Annotated in this window: 21 protein-coding genes and 2 pseudogenes; 18 read left to right on the forward strand and 5 right to left on the reverse strand. The window is 38.9% G+C overall.

The features are described 5' to 3' along the window. Nucleotides 1-37 precede the first annotated feature (37 nt). Both D1B32_RS01490 and rlmN read left to right on the forward strand, forming a co-directional pair. A complete protein-coding gene (locus tag D1B32_RS01490) occupies nucleotides 38-1,522 on the forward strand; it encodes a glutamate synthase subunit beta (RefSeq protein ID WP_118888449.1) in 1,485 nt (494 codons plus the stop codon). A gap of 309 nt (nucleotides 1,523-1,831) precedes the next feature. Then, nucleotides 1,832-2,899: a dual-specificity RNA methyltransferase RlmN gene (gene rlmN / locus D1B32_RS01495; protein ID WP_095314144.1), complete on the forward strand. Its 1,068-nt coding sequence runs from the start codon at nucleotides 1,832-1,834 to the stop codon at nucleotides 2,897-2,899. A 59-nt stretch (nucleotides 2,900-2,958) separates the two neighbouring features. On the opposite strand, the pseudogene D1B32_RS01500 reads toward rlmN, so the two are convergent. From D1B32_RS01500 to D1B32_RS01510, 3 genes and pseudogenes are all read right to left on the reverse strand, one after another. Beyond that, nucleotides 2,959-3,825 (reverse strand): annotated as a pseudogene (locus tag D1B32_RS01500) (IS3 family transposase); the annotation flags it as partial. Then, on the reverse strand, nucleotides 3,786-4,349 hold the full coding sequence (locus D1B32_RS01505; RefSeq protein WP_095314507.1) for a helix-turn-helix domain-containing protein: 564 nt from the start codon (nucleotides 4,347-4,349) through the stop codon (nucleotides 3,786-3,788). The pseudogene D1B32_RS01500 and the gene D1B32_RS01505, both read right to left, overlap by 40 nt. Before the next feature lie 67 nt (nucleotides 4,350-4,416). After that, nucleotides 4,417-5,691 carry a GGDEF domain-containing protein gene (locus D1B32_RS01510; RefSeq protein ID WP_118888451.1) on the reverse strand — a complete coding sequence of 425 codons (1,275 nt, stop codon included), beginning with the start codon at nucleotides 5,689-5,691 and terminating at the stop codon, nucleotides 4,417-4,419. Nucleotides 5,692-6,193: 502 nt separating this feature from the next. Here D1B32_RS01510 and D1B32_RS01515 point away from each other — a divergent pair. The 8 genes and pseudogenes from D1B32_RS01515 to D1B32_RS01550 all read left to right on the forward strand — a co-directional run bounded on the left by D1B32_RS01515 (nucleotide 6,194) and on the right by D1B32_RS01550 (nucleotide 13,105). Further along, nucleotides 6,194-7,363 carry a ParM/StbA family protein gene (locus D1B32_RS01515; protein ID WP_095307643.1) on the forward strand — a complete coding sequence of 390 codons (1,170 nt, stop codon included), beginning with the start codon at nucleotides 6,194-6,196 and terminating at the stop codon, nucleotides 7,361-7,363. 13 nt (nucleotides 7,364-7,376) lie between these two features. After that, nucleotides 7,377-7,898: a hypothetical protein gene (locus D1B32_RS01520; protein WP_095307644.1), complete on the forward strand. Its 522-nt coding sequence runs from the start codon at nucleotides 7,377-7,379 to the stop codon at nucleotides 7,896-7,898. Nucleotides 7,899-8,028: 130 nt separating this feature from the next. Continuing rightward, complete coding sequence (locus D1B32_RS01525) at nucleotides 8,029-8,562, forward strand: RNA polymerase sigma factor (RefSeq protein WP_118888452.1); 534 nt, start codon at nucleotides 8,029-8,031, stop codon at nucleotides 8,560-8,562. Then, nucleotides 8,555-9,352, forward strand: a complete 798-nt coding sequence (locus D1B32_RS01530) for a hypothetical protein (RefSeq protein WP_118888453.1) — start codon at nucleotides 8,555-8,557, stop codon at nucleotides 9,350-9,352. Before D1B32_RS01525 ends, D1B32_RS01530 begins: the two co-directional genes overlap by 8 nt. Nucleotides 9,353-9,458: 106 nt before the next feature. Continuing rightward, nucleotides 9,459-9,641 (forward strand): annotated as a pseudogene (locus D1B32_RS24550) (hypothetical protein); the annotation flags it as partial. A gap of 579 nt (nucleotides 9,642-10,220) precedes the next feature. Next, a complete protein-coding gene (locus D1B32_RS01540; RefSeq protein WP_095307649.1) occupies nucleotides 10,221-11,210 on the forward strand; it encodes an ABC transporter substrate-binding protein in 990 nt (329 codons plus the stop codon). A 127-nt stretch (nucleotides 11,211-11,337) separates the two neighbouring features. After that, nucleotides 11,338-12,318, forward strand: a complete 981-nt coding sequence (locus tag D1B32_RS01545; protein WP_095307650.1) for an ABC transporter permease — start codon at nucleotides 11,338-11,340, stop codon at nucleotides 12,316-12,318. Continuing rightward, nucleotides 12,311-13,105, forward strand: a complete 795-nt coding sequence (locus D1B32_RS01550) for an ABC transporter ATP-binding protein (protein WP_095307653.1) — start codon at nucleotides 12,311-12,313, stop codon at nucleotides 13,103-13,105. Before D1B32_RS01545 ends, D1B32_RS01550 begins: the two co-directional genes overlap by 8 nt. Nucleotides 13,106-13,725: 620 nt before the next feature. On the opposite strand, the gene gdhA is transcribed toward D1B32_RS01550, so the two are convergent. Then, nucleotides 13,726-15,114 (reverse strand): NADP-specific glutamate dehydrogenase, encoded by a 1,389-nt coding sequence (gdhA, locus tag D1B32_RS01555; RefSeq protein ID WP_118888455.1) that lies wholly within the window; start codon nucleotides 15,112-15,114, stop codon nucleotides 13,726-13,728. A 151-nt stretch (nucleotides 15,115-15,265) separates the two neighbouring features. Between gdhA and gltC the strand changes: the two genes are divergently transcribed. The 4 genes from gltC to D1B32_RS01575 all read left to right on the forward strand — a co-directional run bounded on the left by gltC (nucleotide 15,266) and on the right by D1B32_RS01575 (nucleotide 20,206). Beyond that, nucleotides 15,266-16,171 (forward strand): glutamate biosynthesis transcriptional regulator GltC, encoded by a 906-nt coding sequence (gltC, locus tag D1B32_RS01560; RefSeq protein ID WP_095307661.1) that lies wholly within the window; start codon nucleotides 15,266-15,268, stop codon nucleotides 16,169-16,171. 345 nt (nucleotides 16,172-16,516) lie between these two features. Beyond that, nucleotides 16,517-18,751 carry a ribonucleoside-diphosphate reductase subunit alpha gene (locus tag D1B32_RS01565; protein WP_118888456.1) on the forward strand — a complete coding sequence of 745 codons (2,235 nt, stop codon included), beginning with the start codon at nucleotides 16,517-16,519 and terminating at the stop codon, nucleotides 18,749-18,751. Further along, nucleotides 18,748-19,182 (forward strand): flavodoxin, encoded by a 435-nt coding sequence (locus tag D1B32_RS01570; protein WP_262366377.1) that lies wholly within the window; start codon nucleotides 18,748-18,750, stop codon nucleotides 19,180-19,182. The genes D1B32_RS01565 and D1B32_RS01570 overlap by 4 nt, the downstream gene beginning before the upstream one ends. Then, the gene (locus tag D1B32_RS01575; protein ID WP_118888457.1) at nucleotides 19,163-20,206 is read left to right on the forward strand and encodes a ribonucleotide-diphosphate reductase subunit beta; all 1,044 of its coding nucleotides are present in this window, start codon (nucleotides 19,163-19,165) and stop codon (nucleotides 20,204-20,206) included. Before D1B32_RS01570 ends, D1B32_RS01575 begins: the two co-directional genes overlap by 20 nt. A gap of 74 nt (nucleotides 20,207-20,280) precedes the next feature. On the opposite strand, the gene D1B32_RS01580 is transcribed toward D1B32_RS01575, so the two are convergent. After that, nucleotides 20,281-21,546 carry a hypothetical protein gene (locus D1B32_RS01580; protein ID WP_118888458.1) on the reverse strand — a complete coding sequence of 422 codons (1,266 nt, stop codon included), beginning with the start codon at nucleotides 21,544-21,546 and terminating at the stop codon, nucleotides 20,281-20,283. 285 nt (nucleotides 21,547-21,831) lie between these two features. Here D1B32_RS01580 and D1B32_RS01585 point away from each other — a divergent pair, with 285 nt between their 5' ends. The 4 genes from D1B32_RS01585 (at nucleotide 21,832) to D1B32_RS01600 (ending at nucleotide 26,051) form a co-directional block, all read left to right on the forward strand. Then, nucleotides 21,832-22,692, forward strand: coding sequence for a methyl-accepting chemotaxis protein (locus tag D1B32_RS01585; protein WP_118888459.1), 861 nt, complete (start codon nucleotides 21,832-21,834; stop codon nucleotides 22,690-22,692). A gap of 15 nt (nucleotides 22,693-22,707) precedes the next feature. Continuing rightward, nucleotides 22,708-24,168: an aldehyde dehydrogenase family protein gene (locus D1B32_RS01590; protein ID WP_118888460.1), complete on the forward strand. Its 1,461-nt coding sequence runs from the start codon at nucleotides 22,708-22,710 to the stop codon at nucleotides 24,166-24,168. A 262-nt stretch (nucleotides 24,169-24,430) separates the two neighbouring features. Next, nucleotides 24,431-25,489, forward strand: a complete 1,059-nt coding sequence (locus D1B32_RS01595) for a MerR family transcriptional regulator (protein ID WP_118888461.1) — start codon at nucleotides 24,431-24,433, stop codon at nucleotides 25,487-25,489. A 124-nt stretch (nucleotides 25,490-25,613) separates the two neighbouring features. Continuing rightward, on the forward strand, nucleotides 25,614-26,051 hold the full coding sequence (locus D1B32_RS01600; RefSeq protein ID WP_095307671.1) for a general stress protein: 438 nt from the start codon (nucleotides 25,614-25,616) through the stop codon (nucleotides 26,049-26,051). Nucleotides 26,052-26,148: the final 97 nt, after the last annotated feature.

The following is a 26,148-nucleotide window of genomic DNA, read 5'->3' on the forward strand; positions in this document are numbered from 1 at the left end:
TTTATAAAGTGTGTGTTCAAAAAGGAGGGGGCATTAAATGGGGAAAGTAACCGGATTTATGGAATATGAACGGGAAACTCGTTCGGTAAGAAATCCCAGAGAGCGAATACAGGACTGGGATGATTATACAATACCGATGACGGACAAAGTGGTACAGCAACAGGGGGCGCGTTGCATGGATTGTGGTGTGCCTACCTGCCATTCTGGGATGGAAATTAACGGGGTAACATCAGGTTGTCCAGTTTACCATCTTATCCCAGAATGGAATCAGCTTGTTTACGAAGGGAAATGGAAAGAAGCGCTTGACCGTGAGCATCAGATGAATAATTTTCCCGAATTTACAGGGATTGCATGTCCGGCACCATGTGAGGGGGCGTGTGTCCTTGGAATTAATGAACCTGCTGTGGCAATTCGAAGCGTGGAACGTTCTATCATTGAAAAGGGATTTGCTGAGGGGTGGGTCGTTCCTAAACCTCCCAAAACCCGGACGGGAAAACGTGTTGCCGTTATTGGCTCTGGACCAGCAGGGCTTGCAGCTGCAGATCAATTAAATAAAGCAGGACATTCCGTAACCGTATTTGAGCGTGATAAGCGTGTTGGCGGGCTCCTAACCTATGGAATTCCAGAAATGAAGCTTGCATATGAGATTGTAATGAGACGTGTGGTAATTTTGGAGCAAGAGGGCATCGAATTTATTACGAATACAGAAGTAGGAAAAGATGTAACAATTGATGATTTAAGTGCTGATTTTGATGCAACCATCTTGTGCGGCGGTGCTACTCTGCATCGTGGTATGCCAGTTGAAGGCAGTGATTTAAAGGGGATTTACCCTGCAATGGACTTTTTACATGCCAATGTGGAAAGCTTGCTTGATTCCAATCTAGAAAATGGTAATTATATTTCTGCAGCGGATAAGGATGTTATTGTGATTGGTGGGGGAGATACAGGAACCGATTGCTTAGCAACCTCTGTCAGACATAATTGCAGGAGCCTTACACAGTTTGATATTTACGAAAAGAAAAATTTGCTGCGTGAGGAAGAGACCAATCCATGGCCGCAATACCCAAAAATTCACCGTGTCGAGTATGGACATACAGAAGCAGAAGAGTTTCAAGGTGAGGACCCGAGGGCATATGCTGTGCAAACAACGAGATTTGTTGGTGATGAAAATGGTCACGTAAAAGAAGTGCACACGATAAACGTAAAAACACGCTACGAACGCGGTAAAAAGATTCGTGAGGCAATTCCGGGGACCGAAAAAGTATGGCCAGCAGACCTTGTATTAATTGCCATCGGATTCAAAGGACCTGATCAAGATTTAATTAAGCAGCTAAAGATAGAAACAACAAAAAGCACGACTGTAAAAGCGACCTACGGCAAGTTTACAACGAATGTGGAAGGTATATTTGCAGCCGGTGACATGCGACGTGGTCAGAGTCTTATTGTATGGGCAATTAATGAAGGAAGAGCAGCCGCAAGAGAATGCGACCGATACCTAATGGGTGAAACGATACTGCCATAATTGGCATTGAAAGACATGCTGTACTTATGCAGCATGTCTTTTAATGCTTATAGCATTGTGCTGTGAATTGGAACGAAACGTGTGCTTAAATCGTTTTCGAGCTGAGATGTTGCGCATTGGAACCTTTAAATCGATATGTTCCGCTGCGGGGAGCTACGCCTGTAGTTCGCAGTCCTTTTATTCTCCTTTTGCACACGCGCCTATGGAGCAATAACAAGAGGTGCCTTCAACAAAAACCATTTGCTACGAAAGGAGAGATAGAGTAATATGTACTATAGTAGTAGCAATGAAGCGAAATGAGGGTATACAATGAGTAAAACATCCATTTATGGACTAACATATAAGCAACTTACGGAATGGCTTGTTGAGCGTGGCGAGAAACGTTTCCGCGCTGATCAAGTTTGGAATTGGTTGTATAAAAAGCGCGTTTCAAACTTCAGTGAGATGCGAAATGTAAACAAAGACACCATTGAATTGCTGGAAGAGAACTTTGTCCTGCATACACTTGGTGAGGAAATCAGACAAGAATCGAAGGACGGTACCATCAAATTTTTGTTTAAACTAGCTGATGGTAATTTAATCGAAACGGTTCTCATGCGTTTCCCATATGGTTTATCTGTTTGTGTAACGACGCAAGTAGGCTGTAATATCGGTTGTACATTCTGTGCAAGTGGACTGCTTCCAAAAAGTCGTGACTTAACGAGTGGAGAAATCGTGGAACAAATTATGAACGTGCAAAAGCATTTGGACACGAAAGGTGAAGGGGATCGTGTGAGTCATATCGTTGTAATGGGAATTGGTGAGCCACTCGATAACTATAAGAACTTGATGGACTTCCTGTATGTTGTTAATGATGATGCTGGTCTGAACATTGGAGCAAGACATATTACGGTATCAACTAGTGGGCTTGCTCACAAAATGTATGAGTTTGCAGATACAGACATCCAAGTAAACCTTGCCTTATCTTTACATGCACCAAACAACGAGCTTCGTTCCCGAATAATGAAAATCAATAAGGCATTCCCGATTGAAAAGCTTATGAAGGCTGTTGACTATTATTTAGAAAAGAAAAATCGAAGAATCACGTACGAATATATCATGCTTAAAGACATCAATGACCATAAAGAAGAAGCAATTCAGCTTGCTAACCTAATTAAAGACCATCGACACCTAGCATATGTAAATCTGATACCGTACAATACGGTTGACGAGCATAGTGAATACCAGCGAAGTGAGTCTAGTTCAATCCAGCAATTTTTTGAAACACTGAAAGCAAGAGGGATCCATTGTGGTGTCCGTTGGGAAAATGGTGCCGACATTGATGCAGCTTGTGGACAATTAAGAAGTAAACAAATAAAAAAATCAAAAGCAATGTAAATAATATAAATAAACAGCGCCAGTTTAGCGGTAGTGACCCCTAAAAGTTAGAGTTTTCATTATGCAGCTGTTTGGCTGGTTTGAGTTCGGTATTGCACTGGACTTAAACCAGCCAATTTCGTTTTAATTCGTTCGTTATTGTAGTAATAAATATATTTCTCTATCTTTCGTTTCAGTTCATGATAAGACATTAATGCTTCACCGTGATACATTTCTTGTTTCATAATCCCAAAGAAATTCTCCATCGCAGCGTTATCTGCACATGTGGCTTTTCTAGACATGCTTTGAAAGATTCTGCTTTTATTCAACGTTTTGACCCACTTTATATGTTGGTAATGCCAGCCTTGATCAGAATGAATGGTTGTACGATATTTGGCCTTACTCTTGATTATTTCTATTGCTTGGTTAAGTGGCTTGACCGCAAAATCTAATGTTGGTTTATTTGAGATACCATAAGAGATTACCTCACCATTATATAAATCTAGTATTGGACTTAAATAAAGTTTCTCATTTCCAGTACACTTGAATTCCGTGATGTCGGTGACTAACTTTTGTAGACGAATAGGCGTATTAAACCGTCGGTTTAAACGATTTTCCGCTACCTTCCCAACCGTTCCTTTATAAGACTTGTATCGAGATTTTCGTGTAAACTTAATACATTTCAAGCCCAATTCTCTCATAATCCGTTGTACTTTTTTATGATTGATTTTATAGCCCTTGCCTCTTAATTCTAAATGAATCCGACGGTATCCATATTTACCTTCATGCTTCTTAAACAATTCATGAATGAGTTCTTTCCACTCTTTATTCGTATCTTCTTTCTTCAATTGTTTAACTTGATAATGATAAGTTGCCTCTGGTATACCTACAACTCGGAGTACATCTTTTAATCTGAATCCTTCTTTCTTGAGTTCGAGTGCCAACGCTGCTTGTGCTTTTCGAGGTAGGCCTCTGGATTTTCCTGAAAAGCTTTTAACTTTTTTAAATAGGTATTTTCCAACCGAAGAAGTTCAATCTCACGCTCTAATTGTTCCTCGCGATTCATTGCTTTCTCTTGTTTTACTGACTTTGCTTTTCTTTTCCCAGACATAGGGGGCCGTCCTTTCGGTTTTTCTTTGAGGCCTTCTATCCCTTCAGTAAGGAAAATCTTGTTCCAGTTCGCAATAAGAGTAGAATTATTCATCTGAAATTCTATTGCGGTATCTTGGTAAGAAGCGCCCGTTTGTTTCATAAAGTTTAGTACATTTAACTTAAATTGAACAGAATAAACCTTTTTACAACGCTTTTTACGTAATCCCTCTTCACCCAATGCTTTATATGACTTTACCCATCTTTCAATAGGAGCCTTACTTGGAATATCATATTTCCTAGCTAATAAAGTGTAACCAAGAGGACCTTCCATATATTCCTTAACAATCATTAATTTAAATTGCTTACTATATTTTGCCATGCAAAAACACCCCAAAACTTAGATTTCTTACTCTAACTTTTGGGGTGCAGCACCAGCTTGGCGCTGTTTATATTTTATAACCTTTCATAGCTTCTGTAGTTCGTTCAACAGAAACTCCTTTATCCTCCATCACCGTGACTTGGTTTCTTCCTAGTCTTTTGGATTCGAGCAGCAGATCATCAGCATGAATGTATGCTTGCTTTATATTTAGCTTATCATTTGTTTTGAAATAATACATACCAAATGAAGCTGTATAATAGATTGTTGTATCCTCACCTTTGTATTCAGCATGTACTGGATTTGTCTCCACTTCATGATTTATCTGCTTTAAAAGTGCAACACAAGAAGGGAAATCTCGATTTTTCAGGATAATCGTAAATTCCTCACCACCGCTTCGGAACAAATAATCCGCATCATCAAGATTGTTTTTTAATGTTTTTGCGAAGTGTTGGATAACAGAATCTCCGACAGCGTGATTAAAGGTATCATTAATATTTTTAAACGTATCAATATCTGAGACAATAAGTGCAATATTTTCATCTGTTTTGTTTAATTCATTCATAATCTTATTCATGTAGCTACGGTTATGTGTTTTTGTCAAGAAGTCAGTATAAGCCATCTGTTCAAAGCGATCTCGCTCAATTTTATGCTGTATGCTTTGATTTTTAATTGCAGCCGATCGGCTAACAAGATAGTTGAGGACAAACAAAGCAATGACTGCTTCCCAATGTTGCTCTGCAAGGAAAATAAACAATAATCCATTGGATAAAGCCATTTTTAGCGTATCAAAAATACTTCTTCCTTTGATAAAATTAATCGCATCCTGCCTGGTTCCTATATTCCCTGTCAGCTTAAAAACAGACAGCAATAAAAGGGACGACAAAAAATCCGTGAATGTTACAATCGCAATAAATAACCCCCAAAAGCCGAATGGTATTCCCTCAACAAATGGATGAAGTTCGTAGAATAAGTAATACCCAATCGTATGAAGGAGGGCGGGTCCTCCGATGTTATAGAAGGTATGTAAGAATTCATCTTCATCCGCTGTCCCTGTTCGCTTTCGGTAAAAATAAATATAAAAGCGATTCATAATTTCAAATAGAAACAATCCTAAAGGTCCGGTTATTAAAACAAAGGAGAAACTGTAAGAAATACTGTAATCAACATTGACATTTCCTGTTCGAATAACGGTTTTTAAATGGGAATATAGAGTGGTGAAAAGTAGATATACGAGAAATATTTTGGTATATCGTGATAAATCTATGTTGATTGGACCAGATATAATAGAAACAGCTAACGAAATCATAAATATAGTAATGATATAACCTTTAAGTCTGTTCATTAGTAGTACTACCCTCCAACGAAAGAAACATAGATGTTTACAACTGATAAAATAGTAATAGGTATATAATCCTATTAAAACTATCATACCATAAGCTGGCAAAATATTGTGAAAAAACTTAGGTTTTTTAGTTATTTTTTCCAATAGTTGTAATGTTAATTATTCACTTCAGAATCGAACAATATATTAAAGGAGAATTTACATTGTAAAAACAAGTTTAGGGGGAGGGAAGGGGTCTAAATATAAATTTCAAAGTATCATAGTAATACCTAAATATGTAAAATCACCCCTTGATTACAAAAGTGCAAACATGTATACTTTAAAAGTAAACTTGTTTACAATAAAGAAAACATGTTTACAAACGCGTTTGCACGTTGATGTATTAATGAATGCAAAATGTAAACAAGTATACAAAAAAGTATGCATAAATAGTCTTGTTGTTTATAGTATGAAAAAAGATTATTCTATAACTGTATGGAAATAAGAGAGGGGTTTTACAAAAATGGTGAAATCAAGAATTGCAGCAGTGGATGTTGGAAACGATGCACTGAAAGGGAACTTTGGTAAATTAGAAAATGAATTGTACATTCCGAATGTGATTGCACCTGATCTAGAAGATCGTCCTGTAATTGGGATTGAAGAATTAGATGAGAAAGAGGTATTGGATAATATCCATATCCGTGTACACTCCCCTGCTTTAGATGAAAATAATATTGTATATCGTGTAGGGAACCTTGCAACGAAAACGAACAATTCTCAAGAGCTCGATCCAGGCAGCAGCAAATCGGAAGAAGATCAAACGTTGATCATGCTTTTTGCTGCATTGGCATTAGATGCAGTGTCTACAAATGACTTTAAAGAAAAAAATGATGTAATTGATGCTACGTATACATTAGGGACAGGCCTTCCATTAAGAGAAGTAAAAGAGGGGAAAGATGTCGGCTACCGTTCCCAATTATTAGGCTCTGTACACCAAGTAGAATTTCTAGTTACACCGAAGCACCAAGGCAAAAAAGTAAACATTAAATTTGAGGAAGTAAAAGTCTATCCAGAAGGATTTGCGGCATATGTCAATTTAATTATGGACAATGACTTAAAAGTTATTAACAAGGAACTAATTGATAAGCAAATTTTAATTCAGGATATTGGTGGCTTATCAACAGATATTGCTGTCATCCGAAATCGAAATGTGGATGATGATAAGGCACAAGGATTTAATCTCGGTGTATCTGAATCACTAGAAGCAATTCGTGAAGAAATCAGATCACGGCATGGGGTGGAATTGGACAGCCGTCGCGATGTGGTTGATATTATAACTCGAAAGAATGATCGCCACCACATCATGGTTAGAGGTAGCAGAACGAATGTCCATGATATTACCGATCACATCCTGCTTGATTTGGCGAAAAAAGAATATCGCTTCTTAAGAAATGTCTGGGCGAAAAATTCACAATCTGAAATTTGCTATTTTGTAGGTGGCGGTTCTGCCGTATTGAAAGATTACATTAAAGCATTAAATAATAAACTAGATGGCTATAATATCGAATTCTTTGAGGATGAGAATGAAAGCATCTGGATGATGGCAAATGCGTATTATAAGTTAATCACCGATTTTAGTCGTAAAGCAGAAAAAGATACAAAGGAAGAAAAAACGACCGAAAAGGCAAAATAAATAGGGTGAGATCATGTCGAAAAATAGTATAGAGCGTGGACAATCGATCACATTTCGAGTTCCCTCTGATACACCTGATTATCTATTAAAACAATTACAGCATTTGAAAGAAAAAGAGCGCAGAAACTTTTCCAGTACGATTGCGGGTTTTGTGCTTGAGGGGGTAGGTGAAACCTTTAAAAGGGAAAGGGAAACAATCACAATTCCCCTGCCGAAGCAACTAACAAAAGAGCAGAGAAGTTGGCTCAAGCACGAGCATTCAGAGGCGCTCATCGGCAGTTTGCTTCATCAATTATTAAGTGATCCACTCCGTGCAACGACATTGTTAGCTGGACTGAATCATAATGCTGCGAACTTAGATGAAGCATCATTCGTTCAAGAGGCCCCTCCTGAAAAGCCAAAGCGAAGCATTGAAGCGGAAATCGATTTGGATGACCTGAATCTCGACGGTCTGGATATACATGAAGAAGTAATTCCGGAAGAGAAAGAGGATGAAGACCCATTAGGTGATTTCTTTGCGAGTATGAACAAATAATGGAAAAAAACAGTAATTATGATATCGGATAGGATGAAAATCTTATTCGATATTTTTTTATACCTGAAAACTTTTTGTTTATAGAAAAGGTATATATAGTAAAGGCAGATTGAAGAAGGGGGTTACGCTGTTGGGGGATCAGGAAGCAAGACTCATCAAGAAAATAAAAAAGGGAAATCAACAAGCCTTTAAGAAGCTCTATGACATCTATGCTGATTATTCATTGCGAACAGCCTACGCCATAACAAATAATGCGAGTGACGCGTCAGACATCGTCCAGGAAACGTTTATCAAGGTATTCCGAAACATTGATTCCTATGATAGTAAAAAGCCATTTAAGCCATGGTTTTATCAAATTTTAGTCAATGAATCAAGAAGATATATGAAAAAGAAATCGCAGGAAGCAATCAGTATTGATTCGGAACAATTATTAGACCATTTGAATCAAGATAAAACGGAACTAGAGGATGATAAACAGCTCGAAATTGCGATGGAGCAGCTGGATGAGCACCATCGAACGATTTTAGTTTTAAAGTATATCAATGGCTTCTCAGAGAAGGAATTAGCCGACATGCTGCAATTAAACATTAACACCGTTAAGTCTAGACTGTACAAAGCTAGACAAAAATTAAAGGCAGTTATAGGGGGTGCCCAAGATGAGTAGAGACAACTTAAACAAAAAAATTAAATTATTATTACAACAACAGACAAAGGACGCCACCCATTTAAAAGAGGAAACATGGAATAAAATCAGTGACGAGTTATTTCAGAACTCATCCGCATCCGGCCGCAGGGCAAGAAGCAACCCTAAAAAGAAATGGAGAGGATTAGTTATTGTGGGCTTGAGTACAGCAGCAGTAATAATGCTACTGTTATTCGGAGCACTGACAGATCATGGGCAAGCAATGTTCCAAAACTTAAAGGAACTGTTTGTTGAGAAAAAGCAGGAAGAAATTGAACTTGAAGGGTATAAAGAGGAAACGAATGTCCAGCTTGAAACCAATGAGGAATTACGCTATATCATTTACGTTGATGAAGAGCGTTATAAGATGGTTGAGGGAGAAGAAAGTGATCGTATTGAATTGATAGAACCATTAGAAGATAGATATCCAGATGTTTATATGGAAATAATGCGTTTTGATGGAACGTCAACGGAAGAAGTTGTAGCTTCGATTAAAGCCGAGATTGAAAATGACGAAGAGATGGAATTGCAAAAAGAAGAGCGTGTAACAGAGCCAATCGAAGCAGAAATGGTTCAAGGGATGGGGCTTGAGTATACAAACGATGCAGGCAAAACAGGGCATCAATGGGATACGCCAATCCACCGGTATTATGTTACAGATGAAGATGAAGGGCAAGTGTTTGTGATTAAGCAAGTATACTTCCTAGAAGCAGCGGAAGGGCATGGAGCAAGATTTCATTACATGCTGGAAAGCTTTAAAGTAGTTGAATAATTGGTGGAAGGTGGTGGATTTGTAGGTGTATTGCTAAATGAGAAGGTTCCATATTCTGAAGAGCTTTTAGTAGGTTGTTAACAAGCAAGTCAATTAATTAATGAATCACCGTGGCCCGGATGAAGCTGGTTTTTATCGTGATGATCATATTGCATTTGTGTTTCACAGGTTAAGCATTATTGATCTAGAGAGAGGCCAGCAGCCCTTTCTTTTTGGAGATGACAGGTACCGGATGGTGTTTAATGGGGAAATCTATAATTATGTGCAGTTGAGGAAGGAGTTGGTTGAAATATTCATACTGACTCTGATACTGGAGTTGTCGCTCATTTGCTTATGGAAGAGGTACAGAATTTTTCAACCTGTTAAAGGGTATTATCATATAAAAAGCAATGAAGAGGCTAGGGAAAGGTACTAATTGGCAGTCCTAATGTAATCAAAGAGCTTGCTATATACTTAACGATATTCAATAGACCACTGCGGAATTTAATTTAAGTATTAATTATTGGGAAGATTAGAAAGGGTTATAAGGGAAAATAAAGATAAACACTTGATACAGCAGGCTCAATTTTCATGTGCTCTAAACAGAAAATATTCCTGTAGTATAAAAGAAATAAGAACAAAGGGTCAAACTGGAAGGTATTTATATATTTGATAAGAAAATCATGCTTAGTGGAAGTATTTAGTAGTGGAAGTATTTAGTAGTAAAAGGTTATAAAGTACTGGTAATTAAGTTTTGTAGATCTACCACTAAAAGCTGATAAGAAAGGCTTTTAAGAAGTTTTAAAAAGTTATCGCAAATTAGTTAATAGTGTGCTATAATCACGTTTAAATATTTAGAAAATAATAAAGGCAAATGGGGGAAACGAACGTGAAAAAGGTAATGATGCTACTTGCAATTATTGGGTTGGTTATATTAGCAGCTTGTGGATCTGACGATACATCTGGTTCAGATGACACGGCTTCTGAAGGTGGAGATACATATACAATTGGTGCGACACAAATCGTCGAGCACCCATCGCTTGATGCAGCGTATGAAGGGTTTCAGGAAGCTTTGAAAGATGCTGGGCTTGAGGTAGAGTATGATTTTCAAAGTGCGCAAAGTGACCAAAATAATGTCAAACCGATTTCAGATGGTTTTGTAGCAGATGGAGTTGATTTGATCTTCGCTAATTCAACACCTAGTGCACTTGGAGCGCTACAAGCAACAAGTGATATTCCAATTCTCTTTACATCAGTTACGGATGCGGTTGATGCTGGACTCGTGCCATCTATGGATGAAGCAGGTGAAAATATTACAGGCGTTGTTGACTTGCATCCTGATCAAATTGATGCAACGGTTGAATTTATTAGCACCTATTTCGACGGCGCAAAGATAGGGATGCTTTACAATGCTGGGGAGCAAAATTCAGTTAAACAGGTTGAAACCGTTAAAGAAGCGGCTGAAGGTACAGGACTTGAAATTATTGAGCGAACAGTTGCGAACTCTTCTGAAGTACAGCAAGCAGCAAATACGCTTGTAGGAGAAGCGGACATTTTTTATATTATTACGGATAACACAGTCGTTTCAGCTTTAGAGAGTGTTATAGGAGTGGCGAACGACCAAGATATTCCGCTGATTGTAGGCGAGCCTGATTCTTTAGCAAAAGGTGGGTTTGCTACATTTGGAATTGATTACCATACAATCGGATATCGTACAGGAGAAATGGCTGCGGAAATTTTGACTGGGGAGAAGTCACCGAGTGATATTCCGGCGGAGTATCCTCCTGAAATTCAATTGTTTATTAATAAGCAAGGCGCTGAAGAGCAAGGTGTCGAGTGGAATAGTGACTGGGATGATACCGCGCAATTCATAGAATAATTCTAATCAAAAGGTAACCTTTTTTGGAGCCAGATTATTGTCTGGCTCCCTTCATCATTGAAAGCCCCATATTTAAAATTTTGTACAGGGGATGAACAGGCACAAAAGTAGCGGGAGGAAAAGAATTATGTTTATATCCATGTTTGGAGCTGTTGAATCAGGTGTTATTTATGCCATTATGGCATTAGGTGTTTATTTAACCTTCCGTGTATTGGATTTCCCAGATTTAACTGTAGATGGCAGCTTTGTAACGGGTGCATCGGTAGCAGCGCTCTCAATTGTAAATGGAGTTCCTCCTATTCTGGCAACCTTATTCGCGTTGCTTGCTGGTTTTCTAGCAGGATGTATTACAGGCTTACTGCATACAAAAGGAAAGGTAAATGCGTTGCTTTCCGGAATTCTCATGATGACGGCTTTATACTCTATCAATCTACGTATTTTAGGTCAACCTACTTTATCCATGCTTCATGAAACAACCATCTTCAAGCAGCTTGGCTCGTTCTGGTCTGTGACAGGAATCGATAATGCGTTGAATAGCCTCCTTGGTGTCTTTGGGTTAGATCGACTTCCTTCTACATGGGCAATCTTAACCGTAATGGCAGTTGTGACGGTTATTATTAAGCTGGTTACAGACTTCTACTTAAAAACAGAAGTAGGGTTAGCGCTACGTGCCATTGGAGACAATAAGCGAATGATCCGCAGCTTATCAGCAAATACAGACAATCTGACTATTGTTGGTGTTGGGTTGTCGAATGGTCTTGTTGCATTATCGGGTGCTCTGATAGGGCAGCTTGGTGGCTTTGCAGATGTGAATATGGGAATTGGAATGATTGTTATAGGGCTTGCATCTGTTATTATCGGGGAAGCACTATTTGGCACAAAAACAATTGCGCGTGCGACACTCGCTGTGATTGGTGGCGCAATTATTTACCGGATTATTGTAACGCTGGCACTACGCGTTGATTTCCTCGAAACAGGGGATATGAAGTTCATTACGGCCGCGATCGTTATTATTGCATTAGTAGCACCAAAAGTTCACCAGGTGCAGAGAGAAAAGAAACGGCGCATTCAAAAACGCAAGCAGCTAGGAGGAGATTCGCATGCTTAATGTCACGAATATATCTGTTACCTTTAATGAAGGAACATTAGATGAAAAGAAAGCATTGAATGGCATTGAACTCGAAATGGCTGCTGGAGACTTTGTAACGGTTATCGGCAGTAATGGAGCAGGGAAATCGACATTAATGAATGTCGTCTCAGGTAATATCCTTCCAGATGCAGGGGATGTCATTATTGGTGGGAAACAAGTTGTCCATCTGCCAGAATATAAGCGGTCTGCCTTTATTGGCCGGGTTTTCCAGGATCCAATGGCAGGCACTGCACCATCCATGACAATAGAGGAAAACCTTGCAATGGCCTATTCACGCGATAAGAAAAGAAGATTGAAGTTTGGTGTAACGAAGAAACGGAAGGATATGTTCCGTGATTATTTGAAAACATTAAATTTAGGCTTGGAGGATCGCCTATCTGCTAAGGTTGGTTTACTGTCAGGTGGGGAGAGGCAGGCGCTTTCTTTATTGATGGCGACTTTTACAAATCCAAATATCCTGCTTCTTGATGAGCACACAGCAGCACTCGATCCATCTCGAGCAGAACTAATCACCTCACTTACCGAAAAAGTAGTAAGGGAGTCGGGATTAACGACCTTAATGGTTACCCATAACATGCAGCAGGCATTAGATCTTGGGAATAGGCTTATTATGATGGATAAAGGGCAAATCATATTTGAAGCAAATGGTGAAGAGAAAGAAAGGTTGACTGTTAAAGATCTATTACAGGAATTCCAGCGGATCCGCGGTGAACAATTTGAAGATGACCGTGCTGTTTTAGGCTGAATAATGTTTAAAGCATTGATGAATACACACGAACAATTCCAATGGGAGTACGTCGTGTGTATTTTTATTTCTGTGACAGGATATGGTTTCAAAAAATTTGAATTATCGTTACCAAGATTTACACATCAGTTGATTAGGTCGCTATTGGTGATATGAAGCCCGAAAAGAAGAGAATCCCTGCTTTAAGGTCACTCATTAAAGGTATGAAAGCCCGAAAAGAAGAGAATCCCTGCTTAAAGGTCACTCATTAAAGGTATGAGAGCCCGAAAAGAAGAGAATCCCTGCTTTAAGGTCACTCATTAAAGGTATGAGAGCCCGAAAAAAGTTGGATCCTCGCTTTAAGGTCACTCATTAAAGGTATGAAAGCTCGAAAAGAGGGAGATTCTCGCTTTAGGGTCACTCATTATCAGCATGATAGCTCGAAAGAAGAGGGATTCTCGCCATTCGGTTACCCATACCCATCGATAGAGTGACCGCCGACTGAGACTCTTATTAATTGGATAACCGGGCTGAAACCAGCAAAATAATTCTTGTCATCCTCATTACCTTAAAGTTTACTAAATCTAAATAAACTAAAAAAGCATGCAACTCTCAAAAAGAGTGCTGCATGCTTTTTTAGTTTAAATTACGCCCTGTGCGACCATTGCATCGGCCACACGTTTAAATCCTGCAATATTTGATCCGATTTCTAGGTTGCCTTCTGCTTCAAACTCTATAGAAGCTGCTAAACAACTTTCATACGTACCTTTCATAATTTGTTGCAGCTTTTCATCCACTTCTTCAAATGTCCATGACATACGCATACTATTCTGTGCCATTTCTAAAGCGGATACTGCTACACCACCAGCATTGGCCGCTTTAGCGGGACCGAATAAAACGTCATTCTCTAAAAACATATCAATTGCTTCAGGTGTACAAGGCATGTTTGCCCCTTCAGCAACTGCTTTTACTCCATGGGAGATTAGTTTTTTTGCAGACTCTGAATCAAGCTCATTTTGTGTCGCGCATGGTAGAGCAACATCGCAAGGGATCCCCCATATTCCATTACAACCAGAAAAATAAGCTGCAGATGGGTGTTTAATAAGATAGGTTTCAATTCTGGCCTTCTTCACTTCTTTAATTTCTTTTATCGTATCTAAATCAATTCCATTATCATCGTAAATAAATCCATCCGAATCACTGCAAGCGACAACCTTTGCCCCGAGAGAAATTGCTTTTTCCATTGCATAAATTGCAACATTACCAGATCCGGATACAACGGTTGTACTACCAAGAATACTCAAGCCCTTGCTTTTTAGCATTTCCTCAACAAAATAGATTGCACCGTATCCAGTTGCTTCTTTACGGGCTAGGCTTCCACCATAGCCTAAACCTTTTCCGGTCAGGACACCTGCTTCAAAATTACCACGGATTTTCTTGTATTGACCAAACATATAGCCAATTTCGGTTGCTCCTACACCGATATCTCCGGCAGGAATATCGGTGTCTGGACCAATATGTCTAGCAAGCTCGCTCATGTAACTTTGGCAAAAACGCATGATTTCATTATCTGATTTTCCTTTTGGATCAAAGTCAGCACCACCTTTACCGCCGCCGATTGGCTGTCCAGTCAGTGCATTTTTAATGATTTGCTCAAGTCCTAAGAATTTAACAATACTTACATTTACAGATGGATGAAATCGTAAGCCGCCTTTATAAGGTCCGAGCGCACTATTGAATTGGACGCGGAATCCACGGTTTACATTTACCTTTCCGTTGTCATCAATCCAAGGTACACGGAATGTAATAACACGTTCTGGTTCAACCAGTTGCTCGAGAATTCCTTTTTCCATATAATGTGGATATTTTTCAAGAATAGGGGAAAGGGATTTGAAGATTAAAGCTACAGCCTGATGAAACTCCGTCTCATTTGGGTTGCGCGAAACAACAGTTTCATATACCTCATCTAAATAATGTTGTACCTGTTCATCAATGTTATTTTTTTTGTTTAGTATATAAGAATTTGTCATATGGCATCATGCCCTCCTTCATTTCTTTCCTTCGCACGCCAACAAAAAATACAATATACTATATATTTTACAAAAATTAATTAATCGAAACAATATAAAAAATAGATATAATCAATGCCAGTGTGAGATAATAACGGGGGAGGCGGTAAATTTGGAGCTAAAACAAATTAAGTATTTTATCGAAGTCGCAAAAAGGGAACATGTTACGGAAGCCGCAGATGCATTACATATTGCACAGTCTGCTGTTAGTCGCCAGCTGTTCAAACTCGAGGAAGAACTCGGAGTCAATTTGTTTATTCGAGAAGGTCGAAATGTACGGCTAACACCAATAGGAAAAATATTTATGGAGCATATGGAAAAGGCAGTCCATGTGATTGATGAAGCAGAACAGGTTATTAAAGAATATACGGATCCAGAAAGAGGGACAGTCCATATCGGTTTTCCAAGCAGCTTAGCTAGCAATATGCTTCCAACATCCATTTCCGCTTTTCGAGAGCAGCATCCGAATGTGAAATTTAAATTGAAGCAGGGTACTTATTATGAATTGGTTGAAGCGGTTAAGAAAAGTGAAATCAATATGGCGCTATTAGGTCCAATTCCACAAAATGAGCCGAAATTAAAGGGGACCATTTTGTTTTCTGAAAACATGGTTGCCTTATTGCCAGTGCGCCATCCGCTTGCAAACGAACCTGGCATAAAGCTAAATCAATTACGTAAAGATTCCTTTGTTTTGTTTCGTGAAGGATTTATACTAAGAAATGTTGTTGTTGAAGCTTGTAACCAGCTTGGCTTCCAGCCTCGAGTGTCCTTTGAAGGAGAGGATATCGAAGCAATAAAAGGGCTTGTATCTGCTGGGCTGGGTGTAACGCTTATTCCAGAAATTACATTAATCGACCATTTACCACATGGAACGGTAAAAGTCCCAATTATAAATCCGAATGTTTCTCGTACGGTTGGAGTCATGATTTCAGCAGAACGTTCGTTGCTTCCTACTGAAAAACGATTCTATGAGTTTTTAAAGAGTTTCTATATGCGATTGGAGAAATTTCAAATTTAAACGTAGAATTAAGTTGCTTAAATTTTTGTTATATGCTATCGTTGAATACAAGATATGGATAGTGAAAATGATGTTTAATACTATATATTGTATAATGGGTAAGGTGATCGTGATCTTGTAAAAGGAGTCTATTACAAACTGAGGCTATCGGAAGAGTGGTTGATTTTTTATCAACTAATATAGCATAACGATAGAAGGATAGTTTGTAAAGGAAATAAGATCAGAAAATCTGCCCTCATTTTTTGGGTGGATTCGTTTTTTTAGTGTATTCATCATTGCTCATCCAGTAAGAGAGCGAGATATAATTGATATTTACATAGTTTTATATATAGGGAGGCAGTTAACATGGTAACAGAAACGAAACAAGTTCCTAGCACAATCGAAGAAATTGTTCAGGTAGCAACAAAGGGGATCTCTGTCGAAATTGATCAATTTATGGAGAAAGCATTACGCACAATAAAGCCAGAAATGGAAATTGAGAAAATTTCAGACCGATTAATTAAAATTGCATTAGAAAATATAGACGAGGCAAATCCAGAATGGACTTATGTTGCAGCACGCATCTATTTACAGGAACTTTACCGTAAAGCTGGAGAAAATCGTAAGTATGACAGAGAAGCACGCTATGGATCTCTTTACGAATTAATTCAGGTGTTAACAGACGAAGGAGCATATGCGCCGAATATTATTTCGAAATATACGAAAGCTGAAATCGATCATTTCGGCAATATGATTGATCCCAATAGAGATTTCCTGTTTAACTATCTTGGCATATATACGGTCGCTACACGTTACTTGGCTACCGATCATGATAAAAACATTTACGAGCTGCCGCAGGAACGCTGGATGGTTATCGCAATGTATTTGATGCAGGATGAAGATCCGTCTCACAGAACGAAGCTTGTAGAAGAAGCGTACTGGGCATTAAGTAATCTTTATATGACTGTAGCGACTCCAACTTTAACGAATGCTGGAAAAACGCATGGCCAATTATCAAGCTGCTTTATTGATACGGTTGATGATAGCCTGCAGTCGATTTATGACAGTAACACAGATATTGCGAAGCTTTCTAAAAACGGCGGCGGAATTGGTGTTTATATGGGGAAAATCCGTGCAAGAGGAAGCTCTATTAAAGGATTTAAAGGAATGTCCAGTGGTGTTGTGCCATGGATTAAGCAGCTGAATAATACGGCGGTAAGTGTTGACCAGCTCGGAACAAGAAAAGGCGCGATTGCTATTTATCTGGATGTCTGGCATCAAGATATTGAGTCTTTCCTTGACTTGAAACTGAATAATGGGGATGACCGCATGCGTGCCCATGACATTTTCACGGGAGTTTGCTTGCCGGATTATTTCATGGAGCAGGTTGAACAGCGCGGTGAGTGGCATCTATTCGATCCACATGAAGTACGCCAAGTGATGGGCTATTCTTTAGAAGATTTTTATGATGAAGAAAAAGGGAATGGAACATGGAGAGAAAAATATCTAGAGTGTGTGGCAAATGAAAGCTTATCACGTAAAACAGTAAATGCAATTGATATTATGAAACGTGTGATGGTATCCCAGCTTGAGACGGGTACACCATTTATGTTTTACCGTGATGAAGTAAATCGTCAAAATGCCAATAACCATCAAGGAATGATTTACTGCTCTAACTTATGTACAGAAATTACGCAAAACCAGTCACCAACACAGTTTGTGGAAGAATACCTGGAAAAAGAAAACACGATCGTAAAGAAATACCAGCCTGGTGATTATGTTGTTTGTAACTTAAGCTCGATTAACTTAGGAAAAGCTGTACCGGATAATGTCTTAGAGCGTTTGATTAAAATCCAAGTTCGGATGCTGGATAACGTTATTGATATTAATACATTGCCAATTATGCAAGCGGAAATTACCAATAAAAAGTATCGTGCAATTGGGTTAGGTACATTTGGATGGCATCATCTCTTGGCAAAAGAAGATATTGCATGGGAATCTGATCAGGCTGTAAGCTATGCGGATGAATTGTATGAGAAAATTGCCTACTTAACAATTAAAAATAGTATGGAGCTTAGTAAGGAAAAAGGAAGTTACCCAGCCTTTGAAGGAAGCACGTGGAGCACTGGGGCTTACTTTAATCAAAAAGGCTATGTGACAGACGAATGGACAGCATTACAGGAAGAAGTTGGCGAGCACGGCATGCGTAATGGTTATTTAATGGCAGTAGCACCTAACTCGACTACGGCAATGATTGCAGGCTCTACAGCAAGTATCGATCCAATTTTCAATGTGTTCTACAGCGAAGAGAAGAAAGACTTTAAAATTCCTGTCACTGCACCGGAACTCGATCATAACACGTACAATATTTATCGCAGGTCTGCATATATCGTTGATCAGCGCTGGTCTGTTAAACAAAATGCAGTTAGACAGAAGCATATTGATCAAAGTATTTCATTTAACTTCTATGTGCCAAATACAATCCGTGCATCGATTTTATTAGATCTTCACTTACAAGCATGGCGTGAAGGACTTAAAACAACTTATTATGTTCGTTCAACGTCGAATGATGTCGAAGAATGTGAGTGGTGTCAAAGTTGAGGGCTATCATCGCATATTTATCGTACAGTGGAAACACAGAAGAAGTAGCGGAATTGATGGAAAGCAAATTAAAGCGAGAAGGTATTTCTGTGGACATGCATCGAATCGGAATCGATGCACCATTTGACCCGGAAAGCTATGACTTTGTTTTCCTTGGAACGTTTACTTGGGAAATGGGGAGTACACCAGACGAAGTGAAAGACCTTATACTTGAGATCGGCTATAAACCAAATAATATTGCAGTTTTTGGAACTGGTGATACCCAATTTGGTGGGGATGATTTATTCTGTAAAGCTGTGGATAAGTTAGTGAGATTTTATGATAGTAAATGGACGGCTCTGAAAATTGAGCAGTCCCCTAGGGGAAGTCAAGAAGAAAAAGTGGAATTATGGTTGGAAGGAGTGTTGCATCATGCCAAGAGCTATGCTTGAAAAGGCTAAAACATTGGAACCATTGCATCCAAATAAATCGACCGGATTATTCGGTGGAAAATCAAGTGGGATTTTAAACTGGAACGATATTGCTTATCCACATTGGTACAAAATGTACAAGCGACTTGTGGGTAATTACTGGCAAGCGGACGAAGTGAATATGTCCAGTGATGTGAAGCAATTCCCAACATTAACAGAGGAAGAGCGCGACGCCTATTTAAAAATAATCGGATTGTTATCCACATTGGATGCACCACAAACAAGAACAGCACTCTTAATTTCGTTGTATGCAACAGACCCTTCTGTGCAATCTATCATGGCTGTGATTGCACAGCAGGAAGCAGTGCATAATGAGAGCTATTCGTACGTGTTATCATCTGTTGTCTCATTAGATGAACAAAACAAAGCATTCCAGCTTGGACGAGTGGATGAAGTTCTGCTTAAACGAAATGAAAACTTAACGAAGCAGTACAATGAATTTGTGGAAGAACCAACTGTGGAAAACATCTTAAAAACTTTAGTCTACACATCCTTATTAGAAGGCATGTTCTTCTATTCTGGTTTTGCATTCTTTTACAATCTGGCACGTCAAAATAAAATGGTGGGTACATCAACGATGATTAGCTACATTAATCGTGATGAACTGGAGCATGGCCGTTTTATTGGTGAACTATTCCGTGCGACATTGGCAGAGAATCCTGAATACAATACGGCAGAATTTACGGACTGGGTTTATGATCATTTCCGTGAATCGGTTGATTTAGAAATCGAATGGTCAAACTATGTACTGGCAGAAGTAGAAGGTATTGATTTAGAGGAAATGGCAGGATATATTAAATATCGTGCAAACAAAATGCTGCGTTTGATGGGATTAAGTGAAATATATCCACAACATGTTGATAACCCAATGAAGTGGATCCGTGCATATGTGGATAACTTTGATGGGACGAAAACAGATTTCTTTGAACAGAAATCAAGACAATATACGAAGACAAGTGATCTGAATGGATTTGATGATCTATAAGGAAGAAGGCGCTATCATAGGCTTTCTGAGTAAACAAAAATCCCCTTTTATAAACTAAAGGGGATTTTTGCTGTCTATAACTCGTCCAATAAAATTATTTCTCCACTAAAACTATCCACACCATATCCACAGTCTACTTTACCACATAAAATGTAGCGGTTTTGTGTCTTATCAAAAACGTAGACAGGCGTGATATCAATATGCTTAGCAAGCTTTTCAAATGCCTCTTCTTCAGAAAACTTAGGCTCGTCTGCATGCTCGAAATGTTTAAACATATCCACAAGTGCTTGATTATCCACATAGTTGAGCGCTTCGTAATCTGCACCATCCATTAAAAGCTTGATTTTCCGGTCAATGACACGTGCATCTGGCTTGGTTGGTCGTAACTCTGCGATGATATACGCTTTCTCACGCCATAATGCAGCAAGCTTCCAATCACCGCTGGCCTGTGGATATTCGCGTTGCATAAAGTTTTGTACCGTTTTGATTACTTGTTTTTGCTCGTCATCATTCAGCGGTATATCCACTAGCGCATCTTTACTAGCAAATGCCTCTTCTACTGTAACTTCTTGTGAAAGATCAATATCTTTTCTTGCTAAGGGCTCTTCGATTGTTTTCTCCCATTGTAAGACAAGATCATGCTGTGTATAGGACTCAGAACTTTCCACTTGTTCATAGGAAATCGTTTTATCCCCATCATTTGTTACGAATACGGTTGTTATTCCATATACTGCATTCCACTTTTCTTCGTCTTCTAATGGAATCTCTAACAGCTTTGTCTGTGCTTTGGCAATAGGCTCAATTTTTTCCGGTGTTAATGCAAACGGCTCCCAATTTAATTGATCCTCATTTGGGAAATGACCGTCAATTGAGAATAACGTTAGCTTATGCCCATCATTAAATCTTACTTGAATCGATCCAGATGGAAATACTGAAATATTATCCACAGCTGCTTGGAAAAATAGTTCTTTATCTTCTTCCTGCACTAATTTAAACTGTCTGCCAAACTCCAATCCAGTTTCTTGCTCGATCCATTCAATTGCAAGTTCTGTATTACCAGCTTTCGGTAAATCGGTTTCTAGCTTGTTCTCACCCTCAACGAAAATCAGCCGGCGTATTAATTTCGAGTGAATATCGATATCGATGCTAATCGTTCCAGCTGGATTTAAGTCATCATCTGAAATAATGGCGTCATTTGGAAACCATTCCATATTTAAAACAAAAGATTCGCCATTTTGGTCGATCTTCTCGCGGTAGATCGCATGTCTTTTTAAATAAAAAGCTTCAAGCTTAAATTTATCTGCTGTGAAATCAACAATTTCTTGAATTCGTACGTCCACATGTAAAACCTCACTTTTTGTGTTTGCCTATAGTATAACATTCCGGGAGTTATTATATCATGCAAGCTTTGTTTGTTGTGCATTTTGATTAAATAATCTGATATGAAAATAGCGAGAGGCGTTATAAATCAGTAACAATAAAAAATGGTACGTGTATAGATTGATTTTATTTTTTTATCATTTCACTTGAAAACTGGAAAATCTTACCGATATAAATTATTGGGAGTAATCGGAATTATATTGTCCGATCTATGTTATCCATTATGTGAAGAGGAGAAATGGTTAATGAAGCAAACAAATGTAAATGAGAATCTACATCCTTTATTGCAGGCAATTATTAGTACAGCCCCATACTTTCAGCAACTGATTAATGATGATATCACAATAGGTGTTTATGACACTGAAAAACTGATTGTTAATTTCCCTGCTACTACATTTGCGTTGAATGTATCGCCTGGAGATCCATTGTTGGAAGGGGATATTATAACGAAGGCCATTCGAGAAAACAAAAATCAAGCAATGATTGTACCGGCACATATCTTGGGGGTAAACCTTGTTTCAATGGCAGTTCCGCTTCGTGATGAAAATGGGCAAGTTGTTGGAGGAGTCGGTGTTGGTCAAAACACTGAAAAAGCCAATAAACTGTCTGAGGTTGCAAATGGTCTCTCTACAGTCGTCGAAGATGTAACAAGCACGATTACAGAAATGGCAGTATCCATATCCCAGCTTTCTGAAAATATGGGAGTTATTTCAGAAAAATCTAATAAGGTAAATGACAGTATCAAACTTATTGAAGACGTATCAAATGTAGTAAAAGGAATTGCAGATCAAAGCAATCTGCTTGGGTTAAATGCAGCTATAGAATCTGCTAGAGCAGGGGAACACGGTAGAGGTTTCTCTGTAGTTGCCGACGAAATTAGAAAAATGGCAGCAGGATCCAAAAATCAGGTAGAAGAGATTCACACCATCACTACAAAAATTGAACAGATCATTTCCAGTCTGGATGAGGACATTCAGAAGACAAATCTTGAATCTGATTCACAATCAGCCGCAATCGAAGAACTTACGGCAACGATGGAAGAAATCAACAGAAATGTCTCTGACTTGGCTCAATTGGCCAAAGAGAATTTACAGCTAAAATATTAATAGGAGTTGAATAGAATGATTGATTTAAAATCACTGAAAAGTCAATACATAAATGGTGAATGGAGAGAAGGAAGCAGCAATCTCCAGATTGAAAATAGGAATCCTTTTAATGGGGAGATCCTTGCTACATATAAAGCTGGAAGCAACGATGACCTGAATCATGCTTACGCAGCTGCACAGCAAGTTCAGAAAGAGTGGGCAAAAACAAATCCTGTTTCTCAGCGGGATGTTTTTGACAAGGCTGTTGCTTATTTAGAAGCAAATCATGAAGCATTCGTTGATGTAATTATCGATGAAATTGGAGGAACCAGATTAAAAGCTGAATTTGAAATTGGGCTGGTTAAAAACATGCTTAAAGAAGCGTCCACATTCCCGATGAGAATGAATGGTTCGATTTTACCTTCTCCTATTGATGGAAAAGAAAATCGAGTTTACCGTGTGCCAGTTGGTGTTGTTGGCGTAATTAGCCCGTTTAATTTCCCATTTTTTCTATCGATGAAATCCGTTGCTCCAGCACTCGCTACTGGAAACGGTGTAGTATTAAAACCGCATGAGCACACTCCGATTACTGGGGGAACCATGATTGCCAAAATGTTTGAAGAGGCAGGCCTTCCTAAAGGGTTATTGAACGTCGTCACTACAGAAATCTCTGAAATCGGCGATAATTTTGTTGAACATCCGGTGCCACGTGCTATTTCCTTCACGGGTTCTACAGCTACTGGTAAGCATATTGGGGAAGTTGCTGGAAGAAATCTGAAAGAAGTGCATCTGGAACTCGGTGGTAACAGTGCACTTGTTGTTCTGGATGACGCCGACATTGACCTGGCAGTCAGTGCTGCAGTGTTTAGTCGATTCACGCACCAAGGGCAAATTTGTATGTCAGCAAATAGACTTATTGTACATGAATCCTGCTATGATAAATTTGTAGAAAAGTATATTGCTAAAGTTAAAACATTAACTTGTGGGGATCCTAAAGATCCAAGTACAATCATTGGACCATTAATAAATGAACGACAAGTAAAAAATACAGTTGATCTTATCCAAAAAGGGATCGATGAAGGTGCGACACCGGTTATAAAAGGGAATGTAAATGGAAATATCGTAGAACCGGTTGTATTTACAAATGTTACACCAGATATGGCGATTGCAAATGAAGAGTTCTTTGCTCCGGTAGTTTCGATCCTAAGGGTTTCAAGTGATGAAGAAGTTATCGAGTATGCAAATCAAAGTCCATATGGCTTAAGCGGCGCTATCCATACAGAAGACATTGAACGCGGTGCAGAACTTGCTAAATTGATGGATACAGGAATGATTCACATTAACGATGGCACGATAAATGATGAACCAAACGTAGCTTTTGGTGGTGTGAAAAACTCCGGAGTTGGCCGTCTGAATGGTGAATGGAGTCTCGACGCATTTACAACTTTCAAATGGATTTCCATCCAGCATGAAAAACGCTCATACCCATATAGTTAATCAATTACTAAAAAAATACAAAATAAAGGCTTATAAAATGGCCTTGGAACGGATTGAACCGTTTTCGAATTAGCCTGACCTTCTTGTCAGGTTAATTTTTTTCAATGCAGAAAAATATCGAGTTTGAATGCTTTGGATAGTACCTTGGCTACACGAATAGTCATGTTCAGCTCCAGTGTCCAGCGACTAGCCGTATATTTCTTTCCACTAACAAAAGAAATTAGAAATTCCCCTTTACCTTTCCGTTACGGGAGGGTTTACTATGAAGAAGAAGGGAGAGAGCTTCATGCAAATTAAAGAAGTGGCAAAACAGTTGAACACCACCCCTCGGGCAATCCGTTTCTATGAAGAAAAGGGGTTAATTGCACCAAAAAAAGATGCGGAAAATGAGTATCGTTATTTTTCTGATACAGATGTGTCGCGATTAAGTACAATTTTAGCATTGCGAGAGATTGGTCTACCTGTAAAGGGGATAAAAAAAGTACTGGAAGATCCAGACATGACGATCAAGGGATATTTGCATGTTCAGCGTTCGGCGCTTGTTGAGCAATGGCTGGAAATTAAAGATATGATCGATACAATTGATAGAATGGTGGAATGTACTGATCGTGATTTCTATGACCTGGCACAGCATTTGAAGAAGTTGAAGCATCTTCGAAAGGGCTGGGAGGATAAATGGGGTTTTGATAGCTGGGCGGAGGACTTTGACAACCATATCAAACAAGAGGGACATGGATTCAATGTGCATCAAGGCTATGATGAGGCACTTGAGAGGATTGCAGGGACAGTTCACCTGGATGAACATGCGGTCTGTGCTGATATTGGGGTTGGCACTGGAAACCTTGGAGCGAAATTTTTGGCAAAAGGAATCAATGTCATTGGGATTGATCAATCGAAAAAAATGCTAGAAATTTGTAATAAAAAGCATCCAGAGATTGAAGTGCGTCATGGACATTTTCTAGCGTTGCCTCTATTGGATAGTCAAGTCGATACTGTGGTTTCAAGCTACGCCCTACACCACTTACTTGATTCAGAAAAGCTGTTAGCATTATCAGAAATGACACGTGTGCTAAAGCCAAATGGTCAAATTTGCATAGCGGACTTAATGTTTCTGGATGAGACACATCAAGCTGAGGTCATGGATGCGCTTCGTATGGAAGGGAATACGGAGGCAATTGAAGCGATTGAGGATGAATATTATGCAGATCGATCGTTATTAGTGAAATGGTTAGAAGAAAATCAATATAAAGTGGAAACCGTTATGTTTAACGATATTTTAAGTATGATTTATGCAAAAAAAGTTGATAAAGCTGGTTCGTAAGTAATTTCAATGTGATAATACACCATTAATATGATCCCAATTAAACCCAATTTAATAGGTTATGACTATTATTATTTAGAAAGGGTAAAGAATAAGTAGTTTACTCTTTTAAGGGGGCATATTAATGAATAATCATATTGTTGGAATATACGATACAGAAGAACAAGCAGTGAAAGCTGTTGAACAATTAAAAAGCAAAGGCTACTCAATTGATGAAATATCGATGATGGCCAAAAATACAAAAAAGCTGAAAGAAACAGCTGAAGAAGTCGATCCTTCCACTACGGATGGAGCCGTTGCCGGTGCAGCGGCCGGGGGTGCCATCGGGATAACTGGTTTTTTTATCGGATTAAGCGCACTGGCAATTCCTGGAATCGGCCCAGTCATCGCTGCAGGTCCGATTATAACTACACTCGGAGGTGCGGCTGCTGGTGCCGCCTCTGGAGCAGGTGGATTGAAACATGCTTTAATGGAATTAGGTGTTTCGAATGATGAAGCAGAGCACTATTCGAATGATGTGAAAGACGGGAAAATACTTGTGTTTTTACATCCTAAAGCGTGATTATCGACACTTAAAGGACAATCATAGTGTGAAAAAGAGGTATGTATCAAGTTGATAACATACCTCTTTTTCGTGGATAGAACAAAATAAAAGCTGT

Origin of the sequence: Oceanobacillus profundus, assembly GCF_003515705.1 — a bacterium.
Classification (GTDB): Bacteria; Bacillota; Bacilli; order Bacillales; family Amphibacillaceae; genus Oceanobacillus; species Oceanobacillus profundus.

What these genes read in the sequence shown, in the direction of transcription:
- D1B32_RS01520 (WP_095307644.1), top strand. Translation starts at nt 7,377, where the DNA reads ATGTCGAAAAATAGTATAGAGCGTGGACAATCGATCACATTTCGAGTT.
- D1B32_RS01565 (WP_118888456.1), top strand. Translation starts at nt 16,517, where the DNA reads ATGGTAACAGAAACGAAACAAGTTCCTAGCACAATCGAAGAAATTGTT.
- D1B32_RS01490 (WP_118888449.1), top strand. Translation starts at nt 38, where the DNA reads ATGGGGAAAGTAACCGGATTTATGGAATATGAACGGGAAACTCGTTCG.
- D1B32_RS01510 (WP_118888451.1), bottom strand. Translation starts at nt 5,691, where the DNA reads ATGAACAGACTTAAAGGTTATATCATTACTATATTTATGATTTCGTTA.
- rlmN (WP_095314144.1), top strand. Translation starts at nt 1,832, where the DNA reads ATGAGTAAAACATCCATTTATGGACTAACATATAAGCAACTTACGGAA.
- D1B32_RS01545 (WP_095307650.1), top strand. Translation starts at nt 11,338, where the DNA reads ATGTTTATATCCATGTTTGGAGCTGTTGAATCAGGTGTTATTTATGCC.
- D1B32_RS01515 (WP_095307643.1), top strand. Translation starts at nt 6,194, where the DNA reads ATGGTGAAATCAAGAATTGCAGCAGTGGATGTTGGAAACGATGCACTG.
- D1B32_RS01595 (WP_118888461.1), top strand. Translation starts at nt 24,431, where the DNA reads ATGAAGAAGAAGGGAGAGAGCTTCATGCAAATTAAAGAAGTGGCAAAA.
- D1B32_RS01575 (WP_118888457.1), top strand. Translation starts at nt 19,163, where the DNA reads ATGCCAAGAGCTATGCTTGAAAAGGCTAAAACATTGGAACCATTGCAT.
- gdhA (WP_118888455.1), bottom strand. Translation starts at nt 15,114, where the DNA reads ATGACAAATTCTTATATACTAAACAAAAAAAATAACATTGATGAACAG.
- D1B32_RS01585 (WP_118888459.1), top strand. Translation starts at nt 21,832, where the DNA reads ATGAAGCAAACAAATGTAAATGAGAATCTACATCCTTTATTGCAGGCA.
- D1B32_RS01550 (WP_095307653.1), top strand. Translation starts at nt 12,311, where the DNA reads ATGCTTAATGTCACGAATATATCTGTTACCTTTAATGAAGGAACATTA.
- D1B32_RS01600 (WP_095307671.1), top strand. Translation starts at nt 25,614, where the DNA reads ATGAATAATCATATTGTTGGAATATACGATACAGAAGAACAAGCAGTG.
- D1B32_RS01505 (WP_095314507.1), bottom strand. Translation starts at nt 4,349, where the DNA reads ATGGCAAAATATAGTAAGCAATTTAAATTAATGATTGTTAAGGAATAT.
- D1B32_RS01530 (WP_118888453.1), top strand. Translation starts at nt 8,555, where the DNA reads ATGAGTAGAGACAACTTAAACAAAAAAATTAAATTATTATTACAACAA.
- D1B32_RS01590 (WP_118888460.1), top strand. Translation starts at nt 22,708, where the DNA reads ATGATTGATTTAAAATCACTGAAAAGTCAATACATAAATGGTGAATGG.